Origin of the sequence: Brevundimonas subvibrioides ATCC 15264, from assembly GCF_000144605.1 — a bacterium.
GTDB classification, from domain to species: Bacteria; Pseudomonadota; Alphaproteobacteria; order Caulobacterales; family Caulobacteraceae; genus Brevundimonas; species Brevundimonas subvibrioides.
In genome coordinates this window covers 2917361-2941676 of the sequence record NC_014375.1, presented here as the reverse complement: position 1 = coordinate 2941676, position 24316 = coordinate 2917361, and the positions used below count along the sequence as shown (strand labels likewise).

Annotated in this window: 15 protein-coding genes; 10 read left to right on the top strand and 5 right to left on the bottom strand. The window is 67.1% G+C overall.

Features of this window, described 5'->3' with window-relative positions:
- Position 1: 1 nt before the first annotated feature.
- Both BRESU_RS14495 and BRESU_RS14490 read right to left on the bottom strand, forming a co-directional pair.
- Positions 2-1618: an alpha-glucosidase gene (locus tag BRESU_RS14495; RefSeq protein ID WP_013270313.1), complete on the bottom strand. Its 1617-nt coding sequence runs from the start codon at positions 1616-1618 to the stop codon at positions 2-4.
- A 32-nt stretch (positions 1619-1650) separates the two neighbouring features.
- A complete protein-coding gene (locus tag BRESU_RS14490; RefSeq protein WP_013270312.1) occupies positions 1651-3477 on the bottom strand; it encodes an alpha-amylase family glycosyl hydrolase in 1827 nt (608 codons plus the stop codon).
- A 294-nt stretch (positions 3478-3771) separates the two neighbouring features.
- On the opposite strand from BRESU_RS14490, the gene BRESU_RS14485 reads away from it, so the two are divergent.
- The gene (locus BRESU_RS14485) at positions 3772-6657 is read left to right on the top strand and encodes a TonB-dependent receptor (RefSeq protein ID WP_013270311.1); all 2886 of its coding nucleotides are present in this window, start codon (positions 3772-3774) and stop codon (positions 6655-6657) included.
- Between the two features lie 174 nt (positions 6658-6831).
- On the opposite strand, the gene BRESU_RS14480 is transcribed toward BRESU_RS14485, so the two are convergent.
- Complete coding sequence (locus tag BRESU_RS14480; protein WP_013270310.1) at positions 6832-8346, bottom strand: tryptophan halogenase family protein; 1515 nt, start codon at positions 8344-8346, stop codon at positions 6832-6834.
- A 116-nt stretch (positions 8347-8462) separates the two neighbouring features.
- Here BRESU_RS14480 and BRESU_RS14475 point away from each other — a divergent pair, with 116 nt between their 5' ends.
- Both BRESU_RS14475 and BRESU_RS14470 read left to right on the top strand, forming a co-directional pair.
- Positions 8463-9482, top strand: coding sequence for a cupin-like domain-containing protein (locus BRESU_RS14475; RefSeq protein ID WP_013270309.1), 1020 nt, complete (start codon positions 8463-8465; stop codon positions 9480-9482).
- A gap of 15 nt (positions 9483-9497) precedes the next feature.
- On the top strand, positions 9498-10739 hold the full coding sequence (locus tag BRESU_RS14470) for a cation:proton antiporter (RefSeq protein ID WP_013270308.1): 1242 nt from the start codon (positions 9498-9500) through the stop codon (positions 10737-10739).
- A 15-nt stretch (positions 10740-10754) separates the two neighbouring features.
- Here the strand turns inward: BRESU_RS14470 and BRESU_RS14465 are convergent, their stop codons facing one another.
- Positions 10755-11495 (bottom strand): FadR/GntR family transcriptional regulator, encoded by a 741-nt coding sequence (locus BRESU_RS14465; RefSeq protein ID WP_013270307.1) that lies wholly within the window; start codon positions 11493-11495, stop codon positions 10755-10757.
- A 410-nt stretch (positions 11496-11905) separates the two neighbouring features.
- On the opposite strand from BRESU_RS14465, the gene BRESU_RS14460 reads away from it, so the two are divergent.
- The 7 genes from BRESU_RS14460 (at position 11906) to BRESU_RS14430 (ending at position 23883) form a co-directional block, all read left to right on the top strand.
- Positions 11906-14887: a TonB-dependent receptor gene (locus BRESU_RS14460; RefSeq protein WP_041762709.1), complete on the top strand. Its 2982-nt coding sequence runs from the start codon at positions 11906-11908 to the stop codon at positions 14885-14887.
- Positions 14888-14944: 57 nt separating this feature from the next.
- The gene (locus BRESU_RS14455) at positions 14945-17158 is read left to right on the top strand and encodes a polysaccharide lyase 6 family protein (protein WP_169308026.1); all 2214 of its coding nucleotides are present in this window, start codon (positions 14945-14947) and stop codon (positions 17156-17158) included.
- The gene (locus tag BRESU_RS14450) at positions 17155-19362 is read left to right on the top strand and encodes a heparinase II/III domain-containing protein (RefSeq protein ID WP_013270304.1); all 2208 of its coding nucleotides are present in this window, start codon (positions 17155-17157) and stop codon (positions 19360-19362) included. The genes BRESU_RS14455 and BRESU_RS14450 overlap by 4 nt, the downstream gene beginning before the upstream one ends.
- 10 nt (positions 19363-19372) lie before the next feature.
- Positions 19373-20665, top strand: coding sequence for an MFS transporter (locus BRESU_RS14445; protein ID WP_013270303.1), 1293 nt, complete (start codon positions 19373-19375; stop codon positions 20663-20665).
- Positions 20666-21418, top strand: coding sequence for an SDR family NAD(P)-dependent oxidoreductase (locus BRESU_RS14440; protein WP_013270302.1), 753 nt, complete (start codon positions 20666-20668; stop codon positions 21416-21418).
- Positions 21418-22614 (top strand): SGNH/GDSL hydrolase family protein, encoded by a 1197-nt coding sequence (locus BRESU_RS14435; RefSeq protein WP_013270301.1) that lies wholly within the window; start codon positions 21418-21420, stop codon positions 22612-22614. The genes BRESU_RS14440 and BRESU_RS14435 overlap by 1 nt, the downstream gene beginning before the upstream one ends.
- A gap of 156 nt (positions 22615-22770) precedes the next feature.
- Positions 22771-23883, top strand: a complete 1113-nt coding sequence (locus tag BRESU_RS14430; RefSeq protein ID WP_013270300.1) for an extracellular catalytic domain type 1 short-chain-length polyhydroxyalkanoate depolymerase — start codon at positions 22771-22773, stop codon at positions 23881-23883.
- A 9-nt stretch (positions 23884-23892) separates the two neighbouring features.
- Here the strand turns inward: BRESU_RS14430 and BRESU_RS14425 are convergent, their stop codons facing one another.
- Positions 23893-24303: a SpoIIAA family protein gene (locus BRESU_RS14425; RefSeq protein WP_013270299.1), complete on the bottom strand. Its 411-nt coding sequence runs from the start codon at positions 24301-24303 to the stop codon at positions 23893-23895.
- Between the last annotated feature and the right edge of the window lie 13 nt (positions 24304-24316).

The following is a 24316-nucleotide window of genomic DNA, read 5'->3' as shown; positions in this document are numbered from 1 at the left end:
ATCACCCGGCCATCCTGGCCAGAACCAGTCCGGCCATGGGCGGGAGCCCGCCGGACCCGGGCGCGGGACAGTTCACGCTCTGAAGCGCCGTGTACCCGGGCGGCCACGACCATGCGACATGGTCGTGGCCAAGGTTGAAGACGCAAAGCAGGGATTCGCCCGCTCCCGTCCGCTCGAACACCAGCAGGCTGTCGGTGGCAGTGACGACCGCCATGGAGCCCGTGCGGAGCGCCGGATGGGCCTTACGCAGGGCGACCATGTCTCGAGCCAGATGCAGCGTCGACGACGGGTCCCGCTCCTGCGCCTCGACCGTCAGCGCCTCGTGCCGGGGATCGACCGGCAGCCAGGGTTCGCTTTCCGAAAAGCCCGAGAACCCGTTGTCCGTCTTCCATGGAATCGGTGTGCGCGCCCCATCGCGCCCCAGCGTCTCGGGCCAGTTGGCGATGGCCTCGGGATCGACCAGACGCTCGAACGGCACGTCCGCCTGTGGAAGGCCCAACTCCTCGCCCTGGTAGAGGAAGACGTTGCCGCGCAGGCACATCAGCAAGAGCAGCGCCATCCCGGCATAGGCTTTCGGGTCGCGACCGTCCGCCCAGCGCGAGACCGCACGCGGCGCATCGTGGTTCGAAAAGGTCCACGACGGCCAGCCCTCGCCCGGCGTGCCCGGCCACATCGCGGGCCCCTGCTCGACCAGCCTCGGTGTCAGGCCGGACGCGTACAGATAGAGGAATCCATAGGCCGACTGCAGCCTGTCGGTGCCCTGGGTATAGAGCTTCATTTCCTCGTCGGCGCGCTCTCCGCCGACCTCGGCCACCAGGAACCGGTCGCCGTCATAGCTGTCTGCCACGCGCCGGAGCCGGGTCAGGAAGGGCAGGATGTCGGCGTGCGACTGGTTGTAGAGGTGATGCTGGAAATCGAACGGGCGGGTCCGCTTGCCCGGCGTCAGGACCGGCGGATTGTCCGTCAGGGACGGGTCGTGCATGGCGAAGTTCAGCGCATCGCAACGGAAGCCGTCAACGCCCCGGTCCAGCCAGAAACGGGCCACGGCCAGCAGGGCGTCCTGGACCTCCGGGTTCCGGACGTTGAGTTGCGGCTGCTCCTTCAGGAAGTTGTGCATGTAGTACTGGCCGCGACGCGCGTCCCAGGTCCAGGCCGGGCCGCCGAACACCGACTGCCAGTTCGACGGCGGTGATCCTTCCGGTTTCGCGTCGGCCCAGACGTACCAGTCGGCCTTCGGGTTGGTGCCGTCCCGGCGGCTCTCGCAGAACCACGCATGCTGGTCCGAGGTGTGTGAATAGACCTGGTCGATGATGACCTTCAGCCCCAGGGCGTGGGCCCGGGCCAGCATCGCGTCAAAGTCCGCCAGGGTCCCGAAGATCGGGTCCACGCCGACGTAGTCCGACACGTCGTAGCCGAAGTCCTTCATCGGCGAGGTGAAGAAGGGTGACAGCCAGATGCCGTCGACGCCCAGCGACGCGATGTGATCCAGATGCGCCGTGATGCCCGGCAGGTCGCCGATGCCGTCGCCGTTGCTGTCGGCGAAGCTGCGCGGATAGATCTGGTAGATAACCGCGCCCCGCCACCACGCCTGACCCAATTCGGGCCGGGCCGTGCTCATGGCGCGTGGGTCGTGGGCAATTACTTCGGCAGTCAACGCGCACCTTCGGAGGAACAGATCAGATAGTCGAATGCGGGGACGGTCACGCGCAGGCTGCCCGGTGCCGACGCCGCGGCGGGGCATTCGCCGCGGGCCGTCGACCAGCGGGTCGAGGCCGCATCGATCTCGATGTTGGCAGTGATGGACGCGGCCGACGTATTGTAGATGATCAGGGTCTCGCCCGGCATGGCGTCGATGCGCCGCGACAGGGCGAGGATCCCGGGGGCCTCGGCGGCGAAGCGCACCGTCTGCAGACCGCGGCGAAGGCGAACGTCCGCCTGCCGCAGACGCGCCATTTCAGAGATCGCGCGGTACAGTGGCGCGTCGGTCGCGAAGGGGGGGCGGGCACCGCCCACGATGCGGTTGTCCCGATAGGACGCGACCCGCGTGTCGGCCATGTCCTGCCGCGCCCCGCCATAGCCGCCGCTGCCGGTAAAGCCCTGCTCGTCCCCGTAGTAGAGCGTGGGAACGCCACGGCTGAACATCATGAGGGCATGGGCGAGGGTCTGGCGTTGCAACAGTTCGGCGTCGCTGATGTCCGGCCGGGCCGCCAGAATGAAACCGCCGATCCGACCCATGTCGTGATTGCCGAGAAAGGTGGGCAACCCCAGTGCGCCAGTGGCTCCGCCCTCGTACAGAGCATCGGCGTCGAACACCTTGGCCAGGGCGGTCGGCGGGACATCGCGCGCGACGATGTCGGTCACCGCGAACTGGAAAGGGAAATCCAGGACCGCCGGATAGCCGTCCACGCGGGTGAAGCGGGCCGTCACCGCCGGATCGACGTCATAGACCTCGCCGAAGATGTGGAAGTTCGGGATGCCCCGGGCCCGCGCCCGTTCCAGCATGGCAGGCACGAAGGCTTGCCAGAACGCCGAGTTCACGTGTTTGGCCGTGTCGATGCGGAACCCGTCGATGCCGTAGCGATCGATCCAGTCCCCGAAGATCTCGATCATGCCGGACACGACCCGGGGATGCTCGGTCAGCAGGTCGTCGAGCCCGGCGAAGTCGCCGTCGGTCGAGCTTTCGCCCCGAAACGTCGTGTCGCCCCGGTTGTGATAGTAGGCGGGGTCGTTCAGCCAGGCGGGCACTTTCACCGCCGCCTCGCCCTCCGGCACATAGGGCGTATAGGCATAGTCGGAGCGGGTCAGCCGGTCGAAATTGCTGCCGTCGAATCCCTCGTTGATCGCCGCCCCGGTGATCCCGCCCCGCCGTGTGAATGGATAGTCGGCGCGGCTGCGGTAGGCGCAGTCGTTGGCCGGGCATTCGCGGTACCGGATCACGTCCGCCGTATGGTTGGCGACGATGTCCATATAGACCTTCATGCCGCGCGCGTGGGCGGCATCGACGAGCGCATGCATCGCCGCCTCGTCTCCGAAATGCGGGTCGACGCGGGTGAAATCGGTGATCCAGTAGCCGTGGGCCCCGGCGAACTCCCGCCCCGGTTCGCCCTGTACGGGCTTGTTCCTGAAGATCGGGGCCATCCAGATCGCTGTGGCCCCGAGACCCTGAAGGTAGTCCAGGCGTCGTTCCACGCCCGCCAGATCGCCCCCGTGGTAGAAGCCCTCGTCCGTCGGATCGAAGCCGTGATCCAGCCGGCCGCCCGGCAGTCCCCCGGTGTCGTTGGCCGGATCGCCGTTGTCGAACCGGTCCGGCATCAGGAAGTAGATCACCTCATCCTGAGGCAGCCGTGCGCGATAGTCCGGGGTGGTCTGCGCATGGCCCGGCGCGCCGCCCGTCAGGACAGTCAGGGCGGCCAGGACCGCAGCAGCGGCCTGGACGGCCGGGCTGGTCCTCCGGATTGAGCCTCTTGCAGGGGTCATCGTCGCATTCCGTCCCGGCCTGTGCCGGATACATTGTCCGGCCTCATTGTTTGCAAGATTTTGCAGTCCTGAGGAGCTCTGTCAATCGGAATGCTGCCGGCCGGATATCAGGCGCTACGCCGAATGGTGCGCCGCAATATCGGCATTATAGCGCCGCTTGAAGACCCGCGATCTCTGCCACAATGCGGTCTTCAAAATAACAGGCTTGCAACCTTGCGCAAAGTTTGCATATTTTTGCGAACAGGCCGGGATCGCTTCGTCAGAAACGCGAGATGGCTGTCAGGGAGAATGACAATGACGTTTCGTTCGAACACGCGTGCGCGCCTGATGGCGAGCGGAGCCGCCGGGGTTCTGGCGCTCCTCGCCATGACCGGTGCCGCCCAGGCCCAGACCGCACCGCAGGAAGAGGAGACCCAGGTCGACGAGATCGTCGTCACCGGGATCCGCGCCTCCATCGCCAACTCGATTGCGGCCAAGGCCCGCAACACCTCGATCGTCGAGGTGATCACGGCCGAGGACATCGGCAAGCTGCCGGACGTCTCCATCGCCGAATCCCTGGCCCGCCTGCCGGGTCTGACGGTGCAGCGCCTCGACGGCCGCGGGCAGTTGATCTCGATCCGCGGTCTGGGACCCGATTTCACCACCGCCCTGCTGAACGGGCGCGAGCAGGTCACGACCGGCGACAACCGCGGCGTGGAGTTCGACCAGTATCCGTCGGAACTTCTGGGCGGCGTCACCGTCTACAAGACGCCCGATGCCCAGCTGATCGGACAGGGGCTGGCCGGGACCGTGGACCTGCAGACCATCCGGCCGCTGGCCTTCGGCCGGCGCGCCATCGCCGCCAACGTCCGCTACGAGCAGAACGACATCGGCGCGCTGAACTCGGGCACGGAGGACAACGGCAACCGCTACAGCCTGTCCTACATCGATCAGTTCGCGGACGGCACGATCGGGGTGGCCCTCGGCTACGCCCATATCGAAAGCCCGTATCAATCCGAGCGGTACAACGCCTGGGGCTATCCGACCGTGGATCTGGGCAACGACCTCTACGGCGAACAGGTCAATCCGCCGCCCGCGCCGCGCACGCCGCGCGCCGGCTATTCGGAAGAGATCGGCCAACTGGTGCTGGGCGGCTCCAAGCCGTACGTGATGTCCTCGGAGTTGCAGCGCGACGGGTTCGTCGGCACGGTCGAATTCCGACCGAACGACCGTTTCCACTCCACCTTCGACGGCTTCTATTCCGAGTTCCAGAACACGCAGATCCTGCGCGGTATCGAACTGCCGCTCTATTGGGGCGGGTCGTCCGGCGCGGGATGTCCTTCTGCAAGCGTCAACCCCGCGCCCCCGGCCACGGCGACCTGCCGCCCGGCTCCGCGGCTGCAGCCGACCACCACGGTCGACGGGGGGCTGATCACGGCCGGAACCTTCACCAATGTGAAGGGCGTCATCCGCAACGACGTCAACACGCGCGACAGCACCATCACCTCGCTGGGCTGGAACACCGTCTTCGACGCCAGCGACGACTGGTCCCTGATGGCTGACCTGAACTACTCGAAGGTCGAGCGGAACGACGTCGTGCTCGAGACCTACTCCGGCACGGGCCGGGACGTTGCGGGCGCGCTCGACACCATCGGTTACGCCATCGACTCCGACGGCTCCGCGACCTTCACCCACTCCCTGAACTACGCCGATCCCAACCTCATCCGTCTGACCAGCCCGCAGGGCTGGGGCGGCGACGTCATCCCCGGGGGGCAGGATGGCTATCTGAACACGCCCTCGGTCGAGGACGAGATCAAGGCTGTCCGTCTGCAGGCGACCCGCCAGCTGAACGGCGACGGCCCGTTCACGTCGATCAAGTTCGGCGTGAACGTCTCGGAGCGGGAAAAGAGCTTCGTCAACGACCAGTTCTTCCTCGGCGTGCCCGGCGGGGCGAGCGCTGTGGTGCCGGCGGCCTTCCTGCTGCCCTCGACGGAGCTGACCTACCTCGGCCTGGGTCCGGTGATCAGCTACGACGCGCTCGGCCTGGTGAACTCCGGCTTCTACAACCGGGTCCGCAACCCCAACGCCGACGTCCAGTCGGGCAACTGGGAAGTGACCGAGAAGGTCAATACGGCCTACCTGCAGCTGGCCATTGACCACACGCTGTGGTCGATGCCCCTGACCGGCAACATCGGCCTGCAGTATGTCTACACCGACCAGAGCTCGAACGGCTTTGCCGCCTCCGGCACCGGTGCCACGACGCGGTCCACGGCGGTCAGCGGTGGTCTGGAGTACCAGGAGTTCCTGCCGTCCTCGAACTTCATTCTAGAGGTCGGCGAGGACCAGTACGTCCGCTTCGCCGCGGCCCGGACGCTGGCGCGCTCGCGGATGGACGACATGCGGGCGTCGCGGAATTTCGGCTATGACTCCGGCAGGGCGACGTCCACCGACATCAACAACTCACCGTGGAGCGGCGGCGGCGGAAATCCGGAGTTGAAGCCGACGATCGCCGACGTGGTCGACCTGTCGTACGAGCGCTACTTCGCCAATCGTACTGGCTACGTCTCGCTCGCCGGCTTCTACAAATACCTGGAAACCTTCGTCTACAACCGGAACCAGATCTTCGACTTCACGGGTTATCCGATCGGTCCGATCACGCCGGCCAACCCCGAGCCGGCGCTGCGTCAGGGACTGGTCGGTGCGCCGGACAACGGAGACGGCGGCTACATCTCCGGGATCGAGTTCGCCCTGTCGGTGCCGCTCAATGTCGTCCATCCCGCTCTGGAGGGTTTCGGCTTCCAGTTCAGCGCGTCCCAGACCTCCAGCGAGATCAAGCCCGACGGTATCAACGCCACCCCTCTGCCGGGGCTGTCGGAGACCGTGGCCAACCTGACCGTCTACTACGAGGCCAACGGTTTCCAGGCGCGGATTTCGGATCGCTACCGGTCGGATTTCCTGGGTGAGGTCGCCGGCTTCGGCAACGGCCGCACCCTGCGCAGCGTCGCCGAGGAGAACGTGATCGATGCCCAGATCGGTTACGAGTTCCAGTCGGGACCGCTGGATGGCGCTTCGGTGCTCTTCCAGGTCAACAACCTGACCGACGAGCCCTTCTCGACCTTCCAGAACGGCGATGAGCGTCAGGTCATCGACTACCAGACCTATGGCCGGACGTTCCTGATCGGTCTGAACTATCGCTACTGATGCGATCACCGGCCGTCCCGACTTCCCCGTCCGGGACGGCTGCCTCCTCCTGAGGCATGAAACTGGCCGCGCGGGCAACCGCGCGGCCATCTTTCGTTTCGGAGCCTGCGAATGCCGCTTGCGGTCCCGGATCCCGTCGCGCTGCCTGAGATCAGCGGGGCAGAGCGGCGGGCCTCAGGTGGCCCCGGCCCACATGCCGCTGGCCTTCAGGAACTCGTCGTGACCGGGCATGGCGGCGACCGTCTGCGTCCAGCGACGCGCGATCTGGCCGAAGCCTGCCTGGATCTGGTCGAGATTCTGAAGGTCGTAGAGTGGATTGTGCCCCGTCGGCATGATGCCCTGGCCATACATGACTGCCAGCCAGGACCCCTGGCTGAAGTATTCGTCGGCTCCCGACTGGTACAGCAGGCCGCGATCGCGAAAGGCTTCGACCCGCTGGCTCAGGGTGTCCGGTATCGGCATGGTCGCCATGTGCCGCCAGAACGCCGTGTCGTCCCTCTGGGTCGCGTGATAGTGCAGGATGACGAAGTCGCGGATCAGCGCCACCTCCGCGCCCAGCCTGCGATTGTAGGTCTCGATATTGACCGGGCTGAACCGGCTGTCGGGGAAATGCTGCAGCAACCGGTAGATGCCGGACTGCACCATGTGGATGCTGGTCGATTCCAGCGGCTCGATGAACCCGCTGGACAGGCCCAGGGCCACCACGTTCTTCGACCAGAACGCCTTCCGCCGTCCCGTCGTGAACCGCAAGGGACGGGGCTCTGCCAGGGCGGGGCCGTCCAGGTTGTCCAGCAGGATCTGCCGCGCCTCGTCATCGCCCATGAAGTCCGAGCAGTAGACGTGACCGTTCCCCGTGCGGTGCTGCAGCGCGATCCGCCACTGCCAGCCGGCGTCGCGCGCCGTCGAACGGGTGAAGGGCGTCGTCGGACCGACCCGCTCGCAGGGCACGGCCCATGCCCGGTTCATCGGCAGCCAGTGGCTCCAGTCCTCGAACCCCGCCTTCAGCGCCCCCTCGATCAGCAGGGCGCGGAAGCCCGTGCAGTCGATGAACAGATCGGCCGACAGTTCGCGACCGTCCTTGAGCCGGACCCGATCGATGAACCCGTCATCGGGCCGCTGGACGACGTCGACGATCTCGCCCTCGATCCGCTCGACGCCCCGGCCTTCGCAGACCTTGCGCAGGTATCGCGCGTAAAGACCGGCGTCGAAGTGATAGGCGGTAAACAGGGCATTCAGCGGCGAGCGCGGGTCCGGATCCCGGGCGCCGGCCTTGCCCGCCTTGCAGGCCTGGGCGCACAGCGAATAGGCGTCCAGATCGTCGTCGATCCGCCCCTTGGCGCGCAGCGCCAGGAACGATTGCTGGAATTCCGACAGGGTCGGCCCCGGGCCGAACGTGCCGAACGGGTGGAGGTAGCGATTGCCCCGCGATCCCCAGTCGACGAACTCGATGCCGATCTTCAGCGTGGCGCGCGTCTCGCGCATGAACTCGGCTTCGTCCAGACCGATCAGCGCGTTGAAGTCGCGGATCGGCGGCACGGTCGCCTCGCCGACACCGACAATGCCGATGTCGTCGCTTTCGACCAGGGAGACCTTGCAGTGCGGACCCAGCGACCGGTTCAGGGCTGCGGCGGCCATCCAGCCGGCCGTACCACCCCCGACGACGAGCACGGATTTGATCGGATCAGCCATTTTTTCTACCGTTCTCCGCACCGGCGATTTCTAGCAGTTTCGCGGCCCAAGGGCAGGTCTGGAATGTCGAATTACGCGCCGGATTCAACCCGTTCCAGCAGCGTGGCGGCGGTCCGATGACGACTCTCCCACAGCCAGTCGCCGTCCATACAGACATGGATCGGGCGCGGTTCGAATCCGAGATCGTCCCGCTCGGGCGCCCGGCCGTCTTGAAGGGGCTGGTGAAGGATTGGCCTGCCGTCTCCGCCGCACGCACGTCGCCGGCAGCGCTCGCCGACTATCTGTTGCGACACGACAGGGGTTCGCCCGTACGCGCCTTCTTCGGTGCGCCGGAGATGGGCGGTCGGTTCGGCTATTCCGACGACCTGTCGGGGTTCAATCACGAACAGCGAAGCACCACCCTGCAGGCCCTGCTCGATCAGCTGCTGAACCCCGATACCCCGGGCGACGTCGGGCATGTCTACGCGGGCGGCGTGCCTTTGCCGACGGTGTTGCCAGGCGTGGGGGAGGCGCATCCGATGCCCCTTCTCGACCCGGGCAAGGAGCGGCTGACCTCCCTGTGGATCGGCAACCGGTCGCGGACGGCGGCACACTGGGATCTGGCCCAGAACCTGGCCTGTGTGGTCGCGGGCCGCCGCCGCTTCACCCTGTTTCCACCCGATCAGATCGGCAATCTCTATGTGGGCCCGATCGACCGGACGCTGGCCGGCCAGCCGATCAGCTTGGTCGACATCGTCGAGCCGGACTTCGAGCGCCATCCGAAATACCATTCTGCCCTGGCGGCCGCCGAGGTGGCGGAGCTGGAGCCGGGCGACGTTCTGTACCTGCCCAGCCTGTGGTGGCATCACGTCGAGTCGCTCGAGGATTTCGGAGCGATGATCAATCTCTGGTGGCGGGATGGGCCGGAGCATATGAACACGCCACTGTTAACGTTGCTGCATGCCTTGCTGACCATCCGGGACCTTCCGCCGGGCGAGCGCCGGCACTGGCGAGCCTTTTTCGATCACTACATCTTTCAGACCGGAGACGACCCGGTGGCGCACATCCCGCCGGCGGCGCGCGGTGTCCTGGGGCCGGTCACCGGACCCGTCCAAGCGCGGATCAAGGCGATCCTGCTGCAGTCACTTCAGCGATAGGGCGGGGCGGCCACGATGCACACCGCGATGAACGCGACCGAGCTCTTCCTGATCGCCATGCTCATCATCTTCACCATCCCCTGGATGGTGTGGCGGATCGGGCGGACAGACGCCTGGGCGCCGCTGGTGGTCGTCCAGATCGTGGCCGGTGTCCTGCTGGGACCGGGGCTTCTGGGAGCGGTCTTTCCGGCCTACTACGCCACGGTCTTCACGCCGTCGGTGATCGGAGCCCTGAACGGGATCGCCTGGTGGGCGGTCATGCTGTTCGTCTGGGTCGCCGGCGTCGAGCTCGACCTGAAGGAAGCCTGGCGACACCGGACCGACACCACGACAACCGCCGGTCTGGCCCTGATCGTGCCGATGGCGCTCGGGGCGGGCGCGGCGCTGTTCCTGACCCAATGGCCGGGCTGGATCGGCTCCGGGGGTCTGCGCTGGCAGGTGATCCTGGGCATGGGCATGGCCTGCGCCGTCACCGCCCTGCCGATCCTCGTGCTGTTCCTGGAGAAGCTCAACATCCTGAGGCTCCCGCTGGGCCAGCGCGTCCTTCGCTATGCCAGCCTGGATGATGTCGCCATCTGGGGGGTGCTCGCCCTGATCCTGCTCGACTGGGAAAGGGTCGGTCGCCAGGCCCTGTTTCTGGTCGGTTTCGTGATCGCCAGCCTGGCCGTGCGGGCCCTGCTGCGCCGTCTTGAGGCCGGGGACCGCTGGTACGTCGGCCTGATCTGGCTGGCGCTCTGCGGGTTCACGGCCGACTGGTCAGGCCTGCATTTCATGGTCGGAGCGTTCCTGTCGGGGGCGGTCCTCGAGCCCGGATCCTTCGACCGGCGCCGGCTGGAGAGCTTTCGCGATACGATCCTGATGACCATCATGCCGGTCTTCTTCCTGTCCACCGGCCTGCGGACCGAATGGGGAATGGGCGGGCTGGCGGTTTTCGGAGCCGCAGCCCTGCTGCTGGTGGCGGCCGTGGTCGGCAAACTCGCGGGCGTCCACCTCGCCGGGCGCATCCTGAACTGGCCGAAGGGCGAGGCCGGGGTGGTGGGCTGGCTGCTGCAGACCAAGGCGCTCATCATGATCATTTTCGCCAACGTCCTGCTGGACAAGGCGATCATCACCCACAGTGCCTTCACGGCCCTGCTTCTGATGGCCGTCGCATCGACGATGCTCACCATCCCCGTCGTCACGCGCAAACTGGCGGCGCTCGCCGCTCCGGACGGGCCGAACGCGCCAGCCCGCGGGCTGGAGGAGCGTCCCTCCTGAAGCCGGTGGTGCAGCCTATATCCGGGTGGTCGCCAGGAAACGGCTGCGGTCGTGTTCGGTGCGGCGGCGGACCTCGGCCAACGCATCGCTTTCGGTGGCTTCCAGCATGGCCTCGAACAACCGGTGGAAATGATCGCGCATCGCGGTCCGCGAGGCCTGAGGGTCCCGACGGCTCAGGGCCGCGAGGATATCCGCATGTTCGTTCGTGCGCGCCTCTCCGTCATTGTGACAGACGCGACCGTAGACCTTGCGAACCTGGGGCAGCTCGTTGCGGATCCGCCAGATCATGGACACGCAGAACTCGATGACCGGGTTACCGCCGATGCGGGCGATCGCGAGGTGGAATTTCTGATCGGCCATGGCGGCGCTTTCGTCCGAACCGGTCGGGTCCGACATGGCGAGGACCAGCTCTTCAAGCTCCAGCAGATCCGCATCGGTGATGTTGGCGGCCGCGAGTGCCGCGGCTTCGGCCTCGATGATCGCGCGCGCCGCGGTCAGGTCGAAAGCCGTCACGTTCGGCAGCGAGGCCGCGCTCTCCGTCCGTTGCAGAACATAGACGCCGGAGCCGGTCCGGATGGCGATCCATCCCTGGGCCTCCAGAGCGATCTCGGCCTCGCGGATCGTCACCCGGCTGACGCCGAGCCGTTCGGCAAGGTCGCGCTCGCCCGGCAGCCGCGAGCCTGCCGGAAACTCCCCCGACTCGATCATCGCGCGGATCGACGCGGCGACGGACTGGTAGAGACGCTGTTCGGACATCAATCTTCGCCTTCTTCAGGACCGCCGACGACGCATCGTCCCACCACCGAATCCCCGCGAGGATAGCGCGCCGCGGTCCGGCTGTAAGGCTGAGCCGATACGCTGGTATGGATGCAAGAGGTTGTCCCCTTTGTCAACCAGTTGTCCGTCGCGGTTGACCCTTCGCTGGATCGCTGATGAACCAGGCCATCCGACATAGTCTCCGGCGAGCGATCAGGCTTGCGCGGATAAGCATTTAAGCGCTGGTCTGGCAAATTGGTCTGGACCGCGGTCGTCGACGGCTCGAAAAAGCGGTTGACAGCATCTCCAGTCCAATCCAGCTTCTGCTCAACAAAAAGACGACAAACGGGAGACTAGGGATGAGGCGGACCGGGAACACCGGCGTTCGTTTGAGCGCCGACAAGCGACTGATGACGATTCTGCTGGCCGGGACGGCCATGACCATGGCCACGCCGGTCTGGGCACAGGACGCGCCCTCTGCGGAGCCGGACCAGGCCGATCAGGTCGACGAGATCGTCGTCACCGGCATTCGCGCGTCGCTCCAGAGCGCACTCAGCCAGAAGCGCAACGCCGACAACCTCGTGGAGGTGATCGAGGCCGAGGATATCGGCAAGCTCCCCGACCAGAACCTCGCCGAAGTCCTCGAGAACGTGACGGGTATTCAGATCACGCGCGAAGCCGGCGTCGGCCGTGGTGTCCAGATCCGGGGCACCGATGCGAACCGCGTCGAGATCAACGGCGTTTCCACCGTGGGCTCGGGATCGGGTCGTTCAGGCATCAGCTTCGACGACCTCGCCGCTTCGATGATCCGCTCGGTCGAGGTCATCAAGGTGTCCGAGGCCGGGACCATCGAGGGTTCCGTCGGCGGCACGATCAATCTGCGCACCATCCGCCCCCTCGAGCTCACCGAGCCGCTGTTCGCCTTCCGCGCCCAGTCGGAATTCAGCGACCTTTCCGACACCAGCACGCCGCGCTACTCCGGCACCGTCGGCCATCGGTGGGACACCGGCATCGGCGAGATCGGCCTGGTCGGCAGCTTCAGCTACGCCGAGCAGGACGTCGCCGCCTTCCGTCCGCGTGTCGACCGCGATGCCGTGGTGACCCCGACCTCGGGCCGCGCCAGCGCGGAGGCCTTCCCCTTCCTGCGCATCCAGTTCTTCAATCAGGACTACGACAACTTCGAATACGAGACTAGGAACTTCGCCGGGACGGCGGAGTGGAAGCCGACCGACAACCTGCGTCTCTATTTCGATGCCGTCCTGAACGATCAGGAGCGGGCCGAGCAGAGCACCACCGTCCAGATCTCGACCGTCTCCGACAACGGCGTCGTCGACAACACGCGCAACACCGCCTTCGAGACGGTCAACCTCGGCTCTGCGAACGGGCCGAACGGCACGGTCGACCTTGGCTCGGTTCAGGCCACCGTGGCCGGCATCATCCAGCCGCGGTTGAACGGCAACCTGGCGCCCTATCTGCGGACGACGAGCGACACCGGTTCGCGCGTGACCGAGAGTCGGGTCTTCGCGCTGGGCGGCGAGTGGCAGGGAGAGCGGCTGACGGTGAAGGCGGAGGCCGCACTGTCGACCTCCGACTCCGTCCTGCCGAGCTTCAATACGACGCTTGAGTTCGTGAACCCGAACTCGCCGCGTCCCACGGTCGGGGTCACCCTGGCCAACGGCGTGCCGATCGAGTTCGATCTGAGGGGCGGTACGCTTCAGTTCGGCATTGCCCAAGGCCTGGCGACCACGCCGACGGCGGCCATGCTGCGGGATCCCGCCAACTACCGGCTGCAGCAGGTCGCACAGGGACGAAGCCTGCGCGAGAACGAGGAGAAGGCGCTCCGGCTGGACGCCTCCTACGATACGGACGGCATCCTGCCCTTCGTGACGTCCATCGACGCCGGCCTGCGCTGGAACGAGACGAGTGTCCTGAACGACAACGTCACCGGCACGACCAGCTTCACGAACCTCACCACGTCCTTCTTCCGGCCGAGCGGAAACCTGTTCTCCGACCTGCTGATCGCAGGTCCGAGCAACTTCAACGCCGCGGACGATCGTCGACTGTACTTCCCGGACTTCCTGGTCGTCGACGGCGCGCGCGCGTTCCGCGATCCGGCCGGCACCCTCGCGGCGTTGAATGCCGCCATCACGGCCAGCAATACCGCCAACGGCTCCAACATCGCGCAGATTGGCGTGCCGACGTCCCAGTCCAGCGCCTTCTTCGAGATCACGGAAGACACGCAGGCGGCCTATCTGCAGGCGAATTTCGACACCGAGGCCTTCGGCATGCCGGTGCGCGGAAACGTGGGCTTTCGCTATGTGACCACCGATCTGACCTCGATCGGCAATGCGGTGGCGACAGGCGGGACATCGACCCGGACCGAGAACGACGCGTCCTACGCCTTCTGGCTGCCGCGCTTCAATCTGGTGGTCGAGCCGGCCGAGGACGTGGTCGTCCGCGCCGGGATCGCACGGGACATCCGCCGGCCGGACTTCAACAACCTGTCCTCGTCCGTGAGCTTTGCGACCAGCGAGAACACCTCGGTCGTCCGGGGCAATCCGGACCTGCAGCCCGAGGCCGTGCTGTCGTTCGACCTGTCGGCCGAATACTACTTCGCCCCCTCCAGCCTGATCAGCGTCGGCGTCTTCCACAAGGTGCGCGACAACCTGTTCGCCAGCATCACCGAGAGCCCGCCGGACAATGCGGTCGGCGGTGTCGTGAACCGCAGCCGCGACCCGAACTGCCCGGGTGGCGGCATCTACAACCCGATCGCCATCATCAACCAGAACAACCCGGCCCGGGGTCAGACCGGCATCTGCGTGCCGCTGACGTCCACGTTCAACGTCGATGGCGAGACCACACAGACCGGGGTCGAACTGGCGCTGCAGTATGACCTGTCCCAGTGGGAAGATCGTCTGGGCTGGGCGTCCGGCTTCGGCTTCATCGGCAACTTCACCTATCAGGAGACGGGCGGCGACGTTCAGAATTACCGCACGATCGGCCTGACGCGGAACACGACGCGGGACCTGGGCATCAGCCCCCTGCCGCAGGACCTGATCGAGCTCGAGAACCTGTCGAAGTATTCGTACAACACCACGCTCTACTACGAGCGTTACGGCCTGAGCGCCCGGATGCGGTACACGTGGCGGTCGGACTACCTGAACACCGAGGCGTTCACCTCTGCCTTCGACGTGCCGCGGGTCAGCGACGATCGCGGCCAGCTGAACGCCAGCGTCAACTATGACCTGACCCCCTGGGCCAGCATCGGGATCGAGGCGATCAACCTGACCCGCGAGGACGCCAACGAGTTCTGCATCAATGACGATGCGTTGCTCTGCTACAACGGCCTGACGGATCGTCGCGTGACGGCAGGCCTCAGCGTCCGGTTCTGATTGGCGATGACCGGTACGGATGCGGCTGCGGCCGTGAGTGAGCGTAAGGGTTTGGGGATGTCGTCGCTGCGTCGGACGCCCTGGCTGCCCGCGATCCTGGTCGTCCTCGGCGCAGGCGGAATGCCGACGACGTCATTCGCGGAGTCCGCTTTCGTCCGGACGCAGGCGGAGTTCCAGGCGGCTGTCGGCCGCCTGGAACCCGGCGACACCCTGACGCTGGCGAACGGCGAATGGCGCAACTTCGAGATCCAGTTCATCGGCCAGGGCACGACCGATCGCCCGATCACCCTGACGGCCGAGACGCCCGGCGGGGTCACGATCACCGGACGCTCCAACCTGCGCATGGCGGGTGAGCATCTGGTGGTATCCAATCTGGTGTTCCGCGACGGCTGGTCGCCCACCGGCGAAGTGCTTTCGTTTCGGCGATCCCTGACCGAGCGCGCGAACTACAGCCGGATTACCAGCGTCGTCATCGACGGCTTTTCCCGCCCCGACCGTGCCGAGACGGACAACTGGGTGGCGATGTACGGCCATCACAACCGGTTCGATCACAACCAGATTTCCGGCAAGACCAACGCCGGCACGACGCTGGTCGTCATCCGGGACGAACAGCAGGGCCTCGAGAACCACCACTCCATCGATCACAACTATTTCGGACGCCGGCCCGTCCTCGGCTCGAACGGCGGCGAGACGATCCGGATCGGGACCAGCCACGACTCCGTCTCCAGCTCCTTCACCTCCGTGACCCACAACTGGTTCGAGCACTGCGACGGCGAGGTCGAGATCGTCTCGAACAAGTCCGGCGGCAATGTCTATCGCGGCAACGTCTTCTACGAATCCCAGGGCGCCATGGTGCTGCGGCACGGCGACGACAATCTGGTGGAGGGCAACGTCTTCATCGGCAACGGCGTGGTCAACACCGGGGGCGTCCGCGTCATCAATCGCCGCAATACGGTGCGCGGCAATATCATGCAGGGCCTGACGGGATCGGTTTTCGGCAGCGCCCTGACCATCATGTACGGCGTCCCGAACTCGCCGGTGAACCGGTACGTCCAGGTCGAGGGCGCGGTGATCGAGAACAACACGATCATCGATGCGCACGAGATGTTCCTCGGCGCGGGGATGGACGCCGAGCGCTCGGCGGCGCCTGTCGACAGCCGTTTCGCCCGCAACCTGATCGTCAACCGCGACGGTCGCGATCCCATCCGGGTGATGGGCGACATGAGCGGCATTGTTTTCGACGGCAATGTTCAGTCTCCGGTCCGGACCGGGGCCTTGCCCGGTTTCGAGGCGCGTCGGATTTCTGTAGTAGCGGGTCGGGACGGCCGGCTGGGCGTCAGCCGTGTGGACGGCGTCGGCGCACCCGCCGATCTGACCGTGGTCGATCGCAGCGAAACGGGCGTGGCCTGGTATCCCAAGGACATCCCCCCGGTCGCCCTGGACAGCGGTGCCGTGCATTCCATCACGCCCGGGGAGGACACCCTGACCCGTGCCGTGGCGGACGCCGCGGCCGGTGACAGGATCCGGCTGGCGGCCGGGATCTACGTCGTCAACCAGACCCTGACGGCCAACCGGGCCCTGACCATCGAGGGGCCCGTCGACGGACGCGCGGAAATCCGGTTCGCCCGCCCGACACTGTTCGAGATCGCCCCCGGCGGTTCGCTGCGGCTGTCGAGGCTCGCCGTTTCCGGTGCGCTGGTCCCGGATGTCGCGGGGGCGGCGGCGATCCGGGCAGGGCAGGGCGCTGCCGGCTATCAGCTGATCGTCGAGGACACGACCTTCACGGACCTGACCGTCAATCGCGGTTTCAACGTCTTCGCGGCCGGTCCCGGGACCTTCGCCGAGCGCATCCGGCTGGAGCGGGTCACGGTCGACCGCATCAGTGGCGCGGTCATCTGGGCCCACACCGAGACGGCGGATCTGGGCACCTATAATGCCGAGGTCGTCGAGGTGGTGGACAGCACCTTCCGCGACGTGGCCGGCCCCGTGATCGACCTGTACCGGGGCGGCACGGACGAGAGTACATTCGGGCCGCGTCTGTTCCTGACGGGGTCCACCTTCGAGCGGAGCGGGCCCACCGGCGAGGGGGCCGGGGTGCTCGCGCTGTATGGCGTTCAGCGGGCCGAGGTTCTGGACAATCGCTTCGTCGACAGCGGCGCGCCCCGGTTCTTCCGCCGCGTCGGAGATCCCCTTCTGATCTGGCGGGACAATGTGCTGAGCGGCACGCCCGCGCTGGTCACCAACGTCCCTGCCGTGGAGCGCGCACCATGACCCGTCCCGTCCTGATGGCCGTTCTGGCGGTTCTGGCGGCCGGCGCGCCGGTCGCCTCCATCGCCCGGACGCCAGCCTCCGCCGCGGCGGCCTCCGCCGACGCAGGCCCCGTCCTCGTGTCGCCCGACCAGTGGCGGGCGATGGCGGAGGCGGGCGATCGCTATCCGATGTTCGCGGCCGAGCGCCAGAGGGTCGAACGCGAGGTGCGGGCCGCCATGGCGCACGGGATCGACGTGCCCCAGCCCCGCGATCTGGGCGGCGGCGTCACCCACGAGCGGCACAAGGCCAACTACAAGGCGATCGCCGGCGCCGGCGCGCTCTACCGGCTGACGGGCGACAGGGCCTATGCCGACTTCGCGCGCGACCTGCTGCTCGAGTACGCGCGTCTGTATCCCACGCTGTCCGACCATCCGGCGGGCAACTCTCCGGTCCGGGGGCGGCTGTTCTGGCAGGCGCTGAACGACTCGGTCTGGCTGGTCTATTCGGCCCAGGGGTATGACGCGATCCGCGAGACCCTGACGGCCGAACAGCGCCGCACGATCGACGACAACGTGTTCCGGCGCATGGCGCGGTTCCTGTCCGAAGAGAACGCGGCCTATTTCGATCGCATCCACAACCACGCGACCTGGGCCACGGCGGGCGTGGGCATGACGGGATATGTCCTGCGCGATCCCGATCTGGTCGACCGCGCGCTGAACGGCACGGCGCACGACGGCCGGGCGGGCTTCCTGCGGCAGGTCGACGAGCTGTTCTCGCCCGATGGCTATTATGCCGAAGGGCCCTACTACCAGCGCTATGCCCTCGCGCCGTTCGTGATCTTCGCCCGGGCGATCCAGCAGAACGAGCCGGAGCGCGATATCTTCGGGCGTCGCGACGGCGTGCTGCTGAAGGCCGTCGATGGCGTCATCCAGTCGTCCTATGCGGGTCTGCTGTTCCCGATCAACGACGCCATGCCGGACAAGGGCCTGACCAGCGAGGAGATCGTCACCGGCGTCTCCATCGCCTACGCCCAGACCCGGGATCCGGCCCTGCTCTCCATCACACAGCAGCAGGGGCGAACGATCCTGACCCCGGACGGCCTGGCCGTGGCTCAAGGCGTGGCGGACGGCGGGGCCCGACCGTTCGACTTCCGCTCGATGCAACTGCGTGACGGGCCGAACGGAGACCTCGGCAATCTCGTCTTCCTGCGTCGGGGCGGGGCGAACGGCCAGGCGCTGGTGATGAAGAACACCCAGCAGGGTCAGGGCCACGGCCATTTCGACCGGCTGCAGTGGCTGTTCTACGACAACGGCCAGGCGGTGGTGCGCGACTACGGGGCCGCCCGCTTTCTGAATGTCGAGGCCAAGGGCGGCGGCGGCTACCTGGACGAGAACGACAGCTGGGCCATGCAGACCGTGGCGCACAACACCCTGGTCGTCGGCGAGGCCAGCCAGTTCGGCGGAGACTGGATGGTCGGCGAAGAGCACCCCACCACGCCGCTGTTCTTCGAGGTGGAAGAGGGGCTCCAGATCTCATCTGCCCGGCTGGAGGACGCCTACGATGGCGTCGTCCTGACCCGCACCCTGGCCATGGTCGAACACCCCGAGCTCGCCTATCCGGTGGTGATCGACCTCTTCCGGGCGGAGGGGCAGACGGCGACCGCGTACGACCTGCCGCTGCATTTCAACGGCCAGATCATTTCGGCTTTCGAGGCCCGGCACTCGGTGCTGGAGCGGCCGGTGCTGGGGACAGGATCGGGCTATCAGCATCTGTGGATCGACGCCGTCGCCCCGGCCGCCAGCGGAACCCGCAGTTTGACCTGGCTTCTCGGCAGCCGGTTCTACACCTACCGGTTCGGAGCGTCGGCACCGACCAGCGCCCTGCTGGTCGAGAGCGGCGCCAACGATCCGGACTTCAACCTGAGGCGCGAGCCGGCGCTGATCCAGCGCATGCAGGGTCAGGCCGATGCCAGCTTCTTCTCCGTGCTGGAACCGCACGGCGTCTATGACGGCACCGCCGAGACGGTTTCGGGCGCGACGAGCCAGATCCGCGACATCGCCCGCGTGCGCGGTGACGACGCCGAGGTGGTCGTGCTGACCCTGGTGTCGGGCAAGACCCTGGCGCTCGGGGTCGCCCACGCAACATCCGCCGGCCTGGCTCACACCGTGACCGTGGACGGACAGACCTACGAATGGACCGGGCCCTACGCCCGGTTCGACCGCTGAGGAGGCGTCGATGAAGTCCGGCATGAGATGGGTCATCATCGGCCTGATCGCGATCGCCACGGTGATCAACTACATCGACCGCAATGCGCTGGCGGTGATGTGGCCCGAGATCGCGCCCGAGATCGGCGCGACCAAGGAGGACTATGCCCTCCTGGTCACCGTCTTCATGGTGTTCTACGCCCTCGGACAGTTCGTGTTCGGCAAGGTGTTCGACGCGATCGGCGTGCGGCTCGGCTTCGCCTGGTCGATCGGCGTCTGGTCGATCTCGATCGCCCTGCATGCCCTGGCGACGTCGATCGTCTCGTTCAGCGTGTTCCGCGCCATGCTGGGGATCAGCGAGGCCGGCGCCTGGCCCGGTGCGGTCAAGGCCAACGCCGAGTGGTTTCCGGCCAAGGAGCGCGCCTTCGCCCAGGGCATCTTCAACGCAGGGGCGTCCGTTGGCGCGATCATCTCGGCCCCGCTGATCGCCCTGATGTTCCTCGGTCTCGGCTGGAAGGGGACCTTTCTCCTGGTCGGGGCGCTGGGCTTCGTCTGGGTGCTGCCGTGGCTGATCATCTATCGCGCCGGACCCGATCGTCACCCCTGGGTCAGCGCCGCCGAGCGCGCCCTGATCCTGGACAAGCCCGCGACCCACACGGCGGACGCCCCGCTGGCCCCGGTCTATGCGCCCAACATGCGCCAGCTCCTGGCGCACCGCGAAAGCTGGGGGCTGATCCTGTGCCGGTTCTTTCTCGATCCGATCTGGTGGCTATTCGTGTCCTGGCTGCCGATCTATCTGGCCGAGACCTTCGACTTCGACATCAAGCAGATCGGCATCTTTGGCTGGGTGCCCTACGTCGGCGCGATGATCGGCAGCCTGTTCGGTGGCTGGCTTTCGGGCCTGCTGATCAAGTCGGGCCGGTCGCCCGGCATGGCGCGCAAACTGTGCGTCACCCTGGGGGGCGCGATCATGATGCCCTGCCTGATCGTGGCACCGAACATGACCGATCCGACCATGGCGGTCCTCGTCATCGCGGGCATCCTGTTCGGCTTCCAGGTCGCCATCGGCAACATCCAGACCATCCCGGGAGACCTGTTCGACGGGCGCTCGGTGGGGTCTCTGGCCGGCATCGGCGGCATGGCGGCGGTGGCCGGAACCCTCATCACCACCTGGCTGGTGCCTGCGATGACCACGATCTCCTACGGGCCGATCTTCATCCTCGTGGCCGCGCTGGTCCCCCTTTCCCTCCTCTCCCTGTGGTTCGTCACCGGGCGGATCGAACCCGTCTCCCCGAACCCCTCTCCTGCACTGAAGGATACCTGAATGCGCCTCAAGGATAAGGTCGCCATCATCACCGGCGGCGGCCGCGACATCGGTCGCGAGGTCTCGCGCGTGCTTGCGCGTGAAGGCGCCAAGGTCGTCATCAACTTCGCCAATGACGAAGCCAGCGCGGCCGAGACACTGGACAGCATCACCTCGGCCGGCGGCGAGGCCATCGTCTGCCGCGCCGACGTCACGACGGCCGAGGGTGTCGCGACCCTGGTCGCAGCGGCAAGGGACGCCTACGGCGCGGAGGTACACATCCTGGTCAATCTGGCCGGCGGGATGGTCGAGCGTCGTCCCCTGGCCGACATCGACGAGGCCTTCTTCGACACCGTCATGACCCTGAACCTCAAGTCGGCCTATCTGATGACACGGGCCGTCGCGCCGCTGATGACGGAGGGGGCGGCGATCATCAACTTCTCGTCCCAGGCGGGTCGGGACGGCGGCGGACCGGGGGCCGCGATCTATGCGACGTCCAAGGGCGCGCTGATGACCTTCACCCGATCCATGGCCAAGGAACTCGGCCCCAGGGGCGTGCGGGTCAACAGCCTGTGCCCCGGGATGATCGCGACCAGCTTCCACGACACCTTCACCAAGCCGGAAGTTCGCACGGCGGTGGCGGCAGGCACGCCGCTGCGTCGCCAGGGCCGCCCGGAGGAAGTCGCCGAGACGGTCCTTTTCCTGGCGTCCGACGCCGCCGCCTTCGTCACCGGTGCCAATCTGGACATCAACGGCGGGCTGTACTTCTCGTGATGAGGACCCGCGGGGTCGCCATCGCGCTGATGCTCGCGCTGGTGGGGACCCCCGCTTTGGCGCAGCAGGCGTCGGCGTGGCGACCGGCCTGGATCGCGGCGCCGGCTCCGCCCCGGTTCGACGGCCCGCCCGAAGCCCCGCTCGGCTATCTCGACCAGACCATCCGCCAGGACATCCGTCTGGGCGTCGCGGCCGATGTCGTCCGGTTGAGGATCAGCAACGAGGTCGGCCTCGAGCCTCTGGCGCTCGACACGGTCACGGCGACAGGCCCCGACGGGGTCGTGCGGCCGGTCACCTTCAGCGGCGCGCGGGACATCGCCTTGCCGATCGGGGTGGCGCTGTTGAGCGATCCATTGCCGATCGCGGTCGAACGCGGCGGCATGCTGAGCGTCAGCCTGCATGCTCCGGGTCCGACACGCGGCGTCGTCCGGCGCGTGCCCGTGCGGCTGGGGGAGGGCGTCGCCCCTGTCGCCGCCGACGCGCTTCTCGTCCGCCGTCAGAGTTTCGTCTCCGCCGTCTACGCCCTGAGCGAAGACGCGCCCCGGGTCGTGGTGGCACTGGGCGATTCCATCACCGAGGGCGCGACCGCGACCCTCGGTGCCGAGGCCGACTGGCCCTCCGTCCTGGGGAGACGGCTCGAGGCGGCCTGTCCGGGGGGCTTCGTCGTCGTCAACGCAGGCATCAGTGGCAACCAGGTGGTCCGGGACGGGCGCAGCGCCAACGTTCGCGCCCGACTGGATCGGGACGTCCTGTCCCTGCCCGGTGTCACCCATGTGATCCTGATCGAGGGCATCAACGACATTCGCCACGACGGAAACCCGGCCAACGTCGGCCGAAGCGCCGACGAGGTCATCGCCGCCTATCGCCAGGTCATCAGCCGGCTCCACCTGCACGGCATCAAGGTCATCGGAGGCACGATGACGGCGTTCGGCGGCTCCGAGCGTTTCGACGCCCGGTCCGAAGCAACCCGTCAGGCCGTCAACACCTTCATCCGCGAGAGCGGGGCGTTCGACGCCGTCGCGGACTTCGACGCGGCGACGCGCGATCCGGCGCAGACCGACCAGATGCAGGTCGACCTGGTGGGTGCTGATCGCCTTCATCCGAACGACAAGGGTTATGACACCATGGCCCAGGCGATCGACCTCGACGCCTTCGCGCCTTCCGGAACCGGGTGCCACGGAGATCTCGACCGGTAGGCGACCATCCGGTCGCTGGAGCCGGGCGAGCGGGTCGACGTCCGTGTCAGCTCGCGGTACGGCGACTGGGGATAGATATGTTGCGTTGCAACATAAACGTGTCCGGGGCGCTTGGTGGGTTCAGGTTGCGCGTTCCGCGTGACGGGAACCGACCCCATGCGCCATCCGTCTCATAGACCCGGATCCTCCGTCGGACCCTCCGGCAACGGGAGCCGGCCGGCGGGGCGGCGCGCGCTGTTAACCGACGAAGTCGGCTTTGCGCCCAATCCCGGCGATCTGCGGATGAAGCTGTTTCTGCCAGAAACCCTGCCTGCGGGCGCGCCGCTGGTGGTCGTGCTGCACGGATGCACCCAGACCGCGGTGGGCTACGCGCACGGGGCCGGTTGGCTGGCGCTGGCGGCGGAACTGGGTTTCGCCGTCCTTTGCCCGGAACAGACCCGCGCCAACAACGCCAACCTCTGCTTCAACTGGTTTCAGCCGGGCGATACGACGCGCGATGCCGGGGAAGCTGCCTCCATCCATGCGATGGTGCAGTGGGCTTTACGCAAGCACGACCTGGATCGCCGTCGGGTGTTCGTCACCGGGCTTTCGGCCGGCGGTGCCATGACGGCCGTCATGCTGGCGACCTACCCCGAGACCTTCGCCGCCGGAGCGGTGATCGCCGGCCTCGCCTATGGTTCGGCGCACTCGATGCCGGAGGCCTTCGCGGCGATGACCCAGGCACCGGCGCGCCCCGACCGCAATTGGGGCGACAGCGTCCGCGGCGCGTCGGATCACGCCGGCGGCTGGCCCCGCCTGTCGATCTGGCATGGCACGCATGACGCCACGGTGCGTCCCGCCGCCGGCGAGGCCCTGTTGCGGCAGTGGATCGACGTGCACGGCCTGATGGACGCGCCCATCCGTATGCGCGCGCCCGACGGACGCTTCTATGAGGTCTGGAGGGGTCCGGACGGGCAGCCGGTCATCGAGATGCACCGGATCAGGGACATGGGGCATGGGACACCGCTGAAGCCGAACGGCGAAGGCGGAAACGGCACGGCCGGTCCCTTTCTGCTGGACGTCGGCATCGCCTCCAGCCGGGAAATCGTCCGGCACTGGGGCATCGGCTCACCGGCGACCGACACCATGCCGGAGCCGGGCAGCGTCGTTGCGGAGCGCGGGCCGATCTCGCGGGAGCCTGCGAGGGGGCGTCCGAAAGCGCCCGCGACCAGCGACACCGTCACGGCCGTGATCGAGAACGCCCTGCGTTCGGCCGGCCTGTTGCGCTAGGCTGGCCCGTCAGGGGCGATCGATCCAGGCCCGGGCCTGAATCTCCTCGGCGGCGTCGAAGGTCTGAGATTCCACGGGGGACAGCCAGCCGCCGAGCGTGATCGCCGCCTCGGCCCAGGCCGGCGCACCGACGACAACGTAGCGTCTTACGCCCAGGATCGATGCGGCTTCGGCCTTCAGCGCCGTGGGTTCGAACAGGGCTCCCGGCGTTGCGCCCTCGAACCGCCGGATCAGCAGCAGGATGTCGATACGGTCGAAGGCCTCCATGGCCTGCGACACGGTCGCGCCCATCCATGCCATGTCCGCCGTATGGATCCGGGCATCCACTTCGAAGATCAGCAGGTCCGGACGCGGGCCCGGCAGACGACGGATCGCGGTCGGAGCGTCGGAAATCCCGGAAGGGAGGGGGGCATCGGACATGGCTGTCATCCTC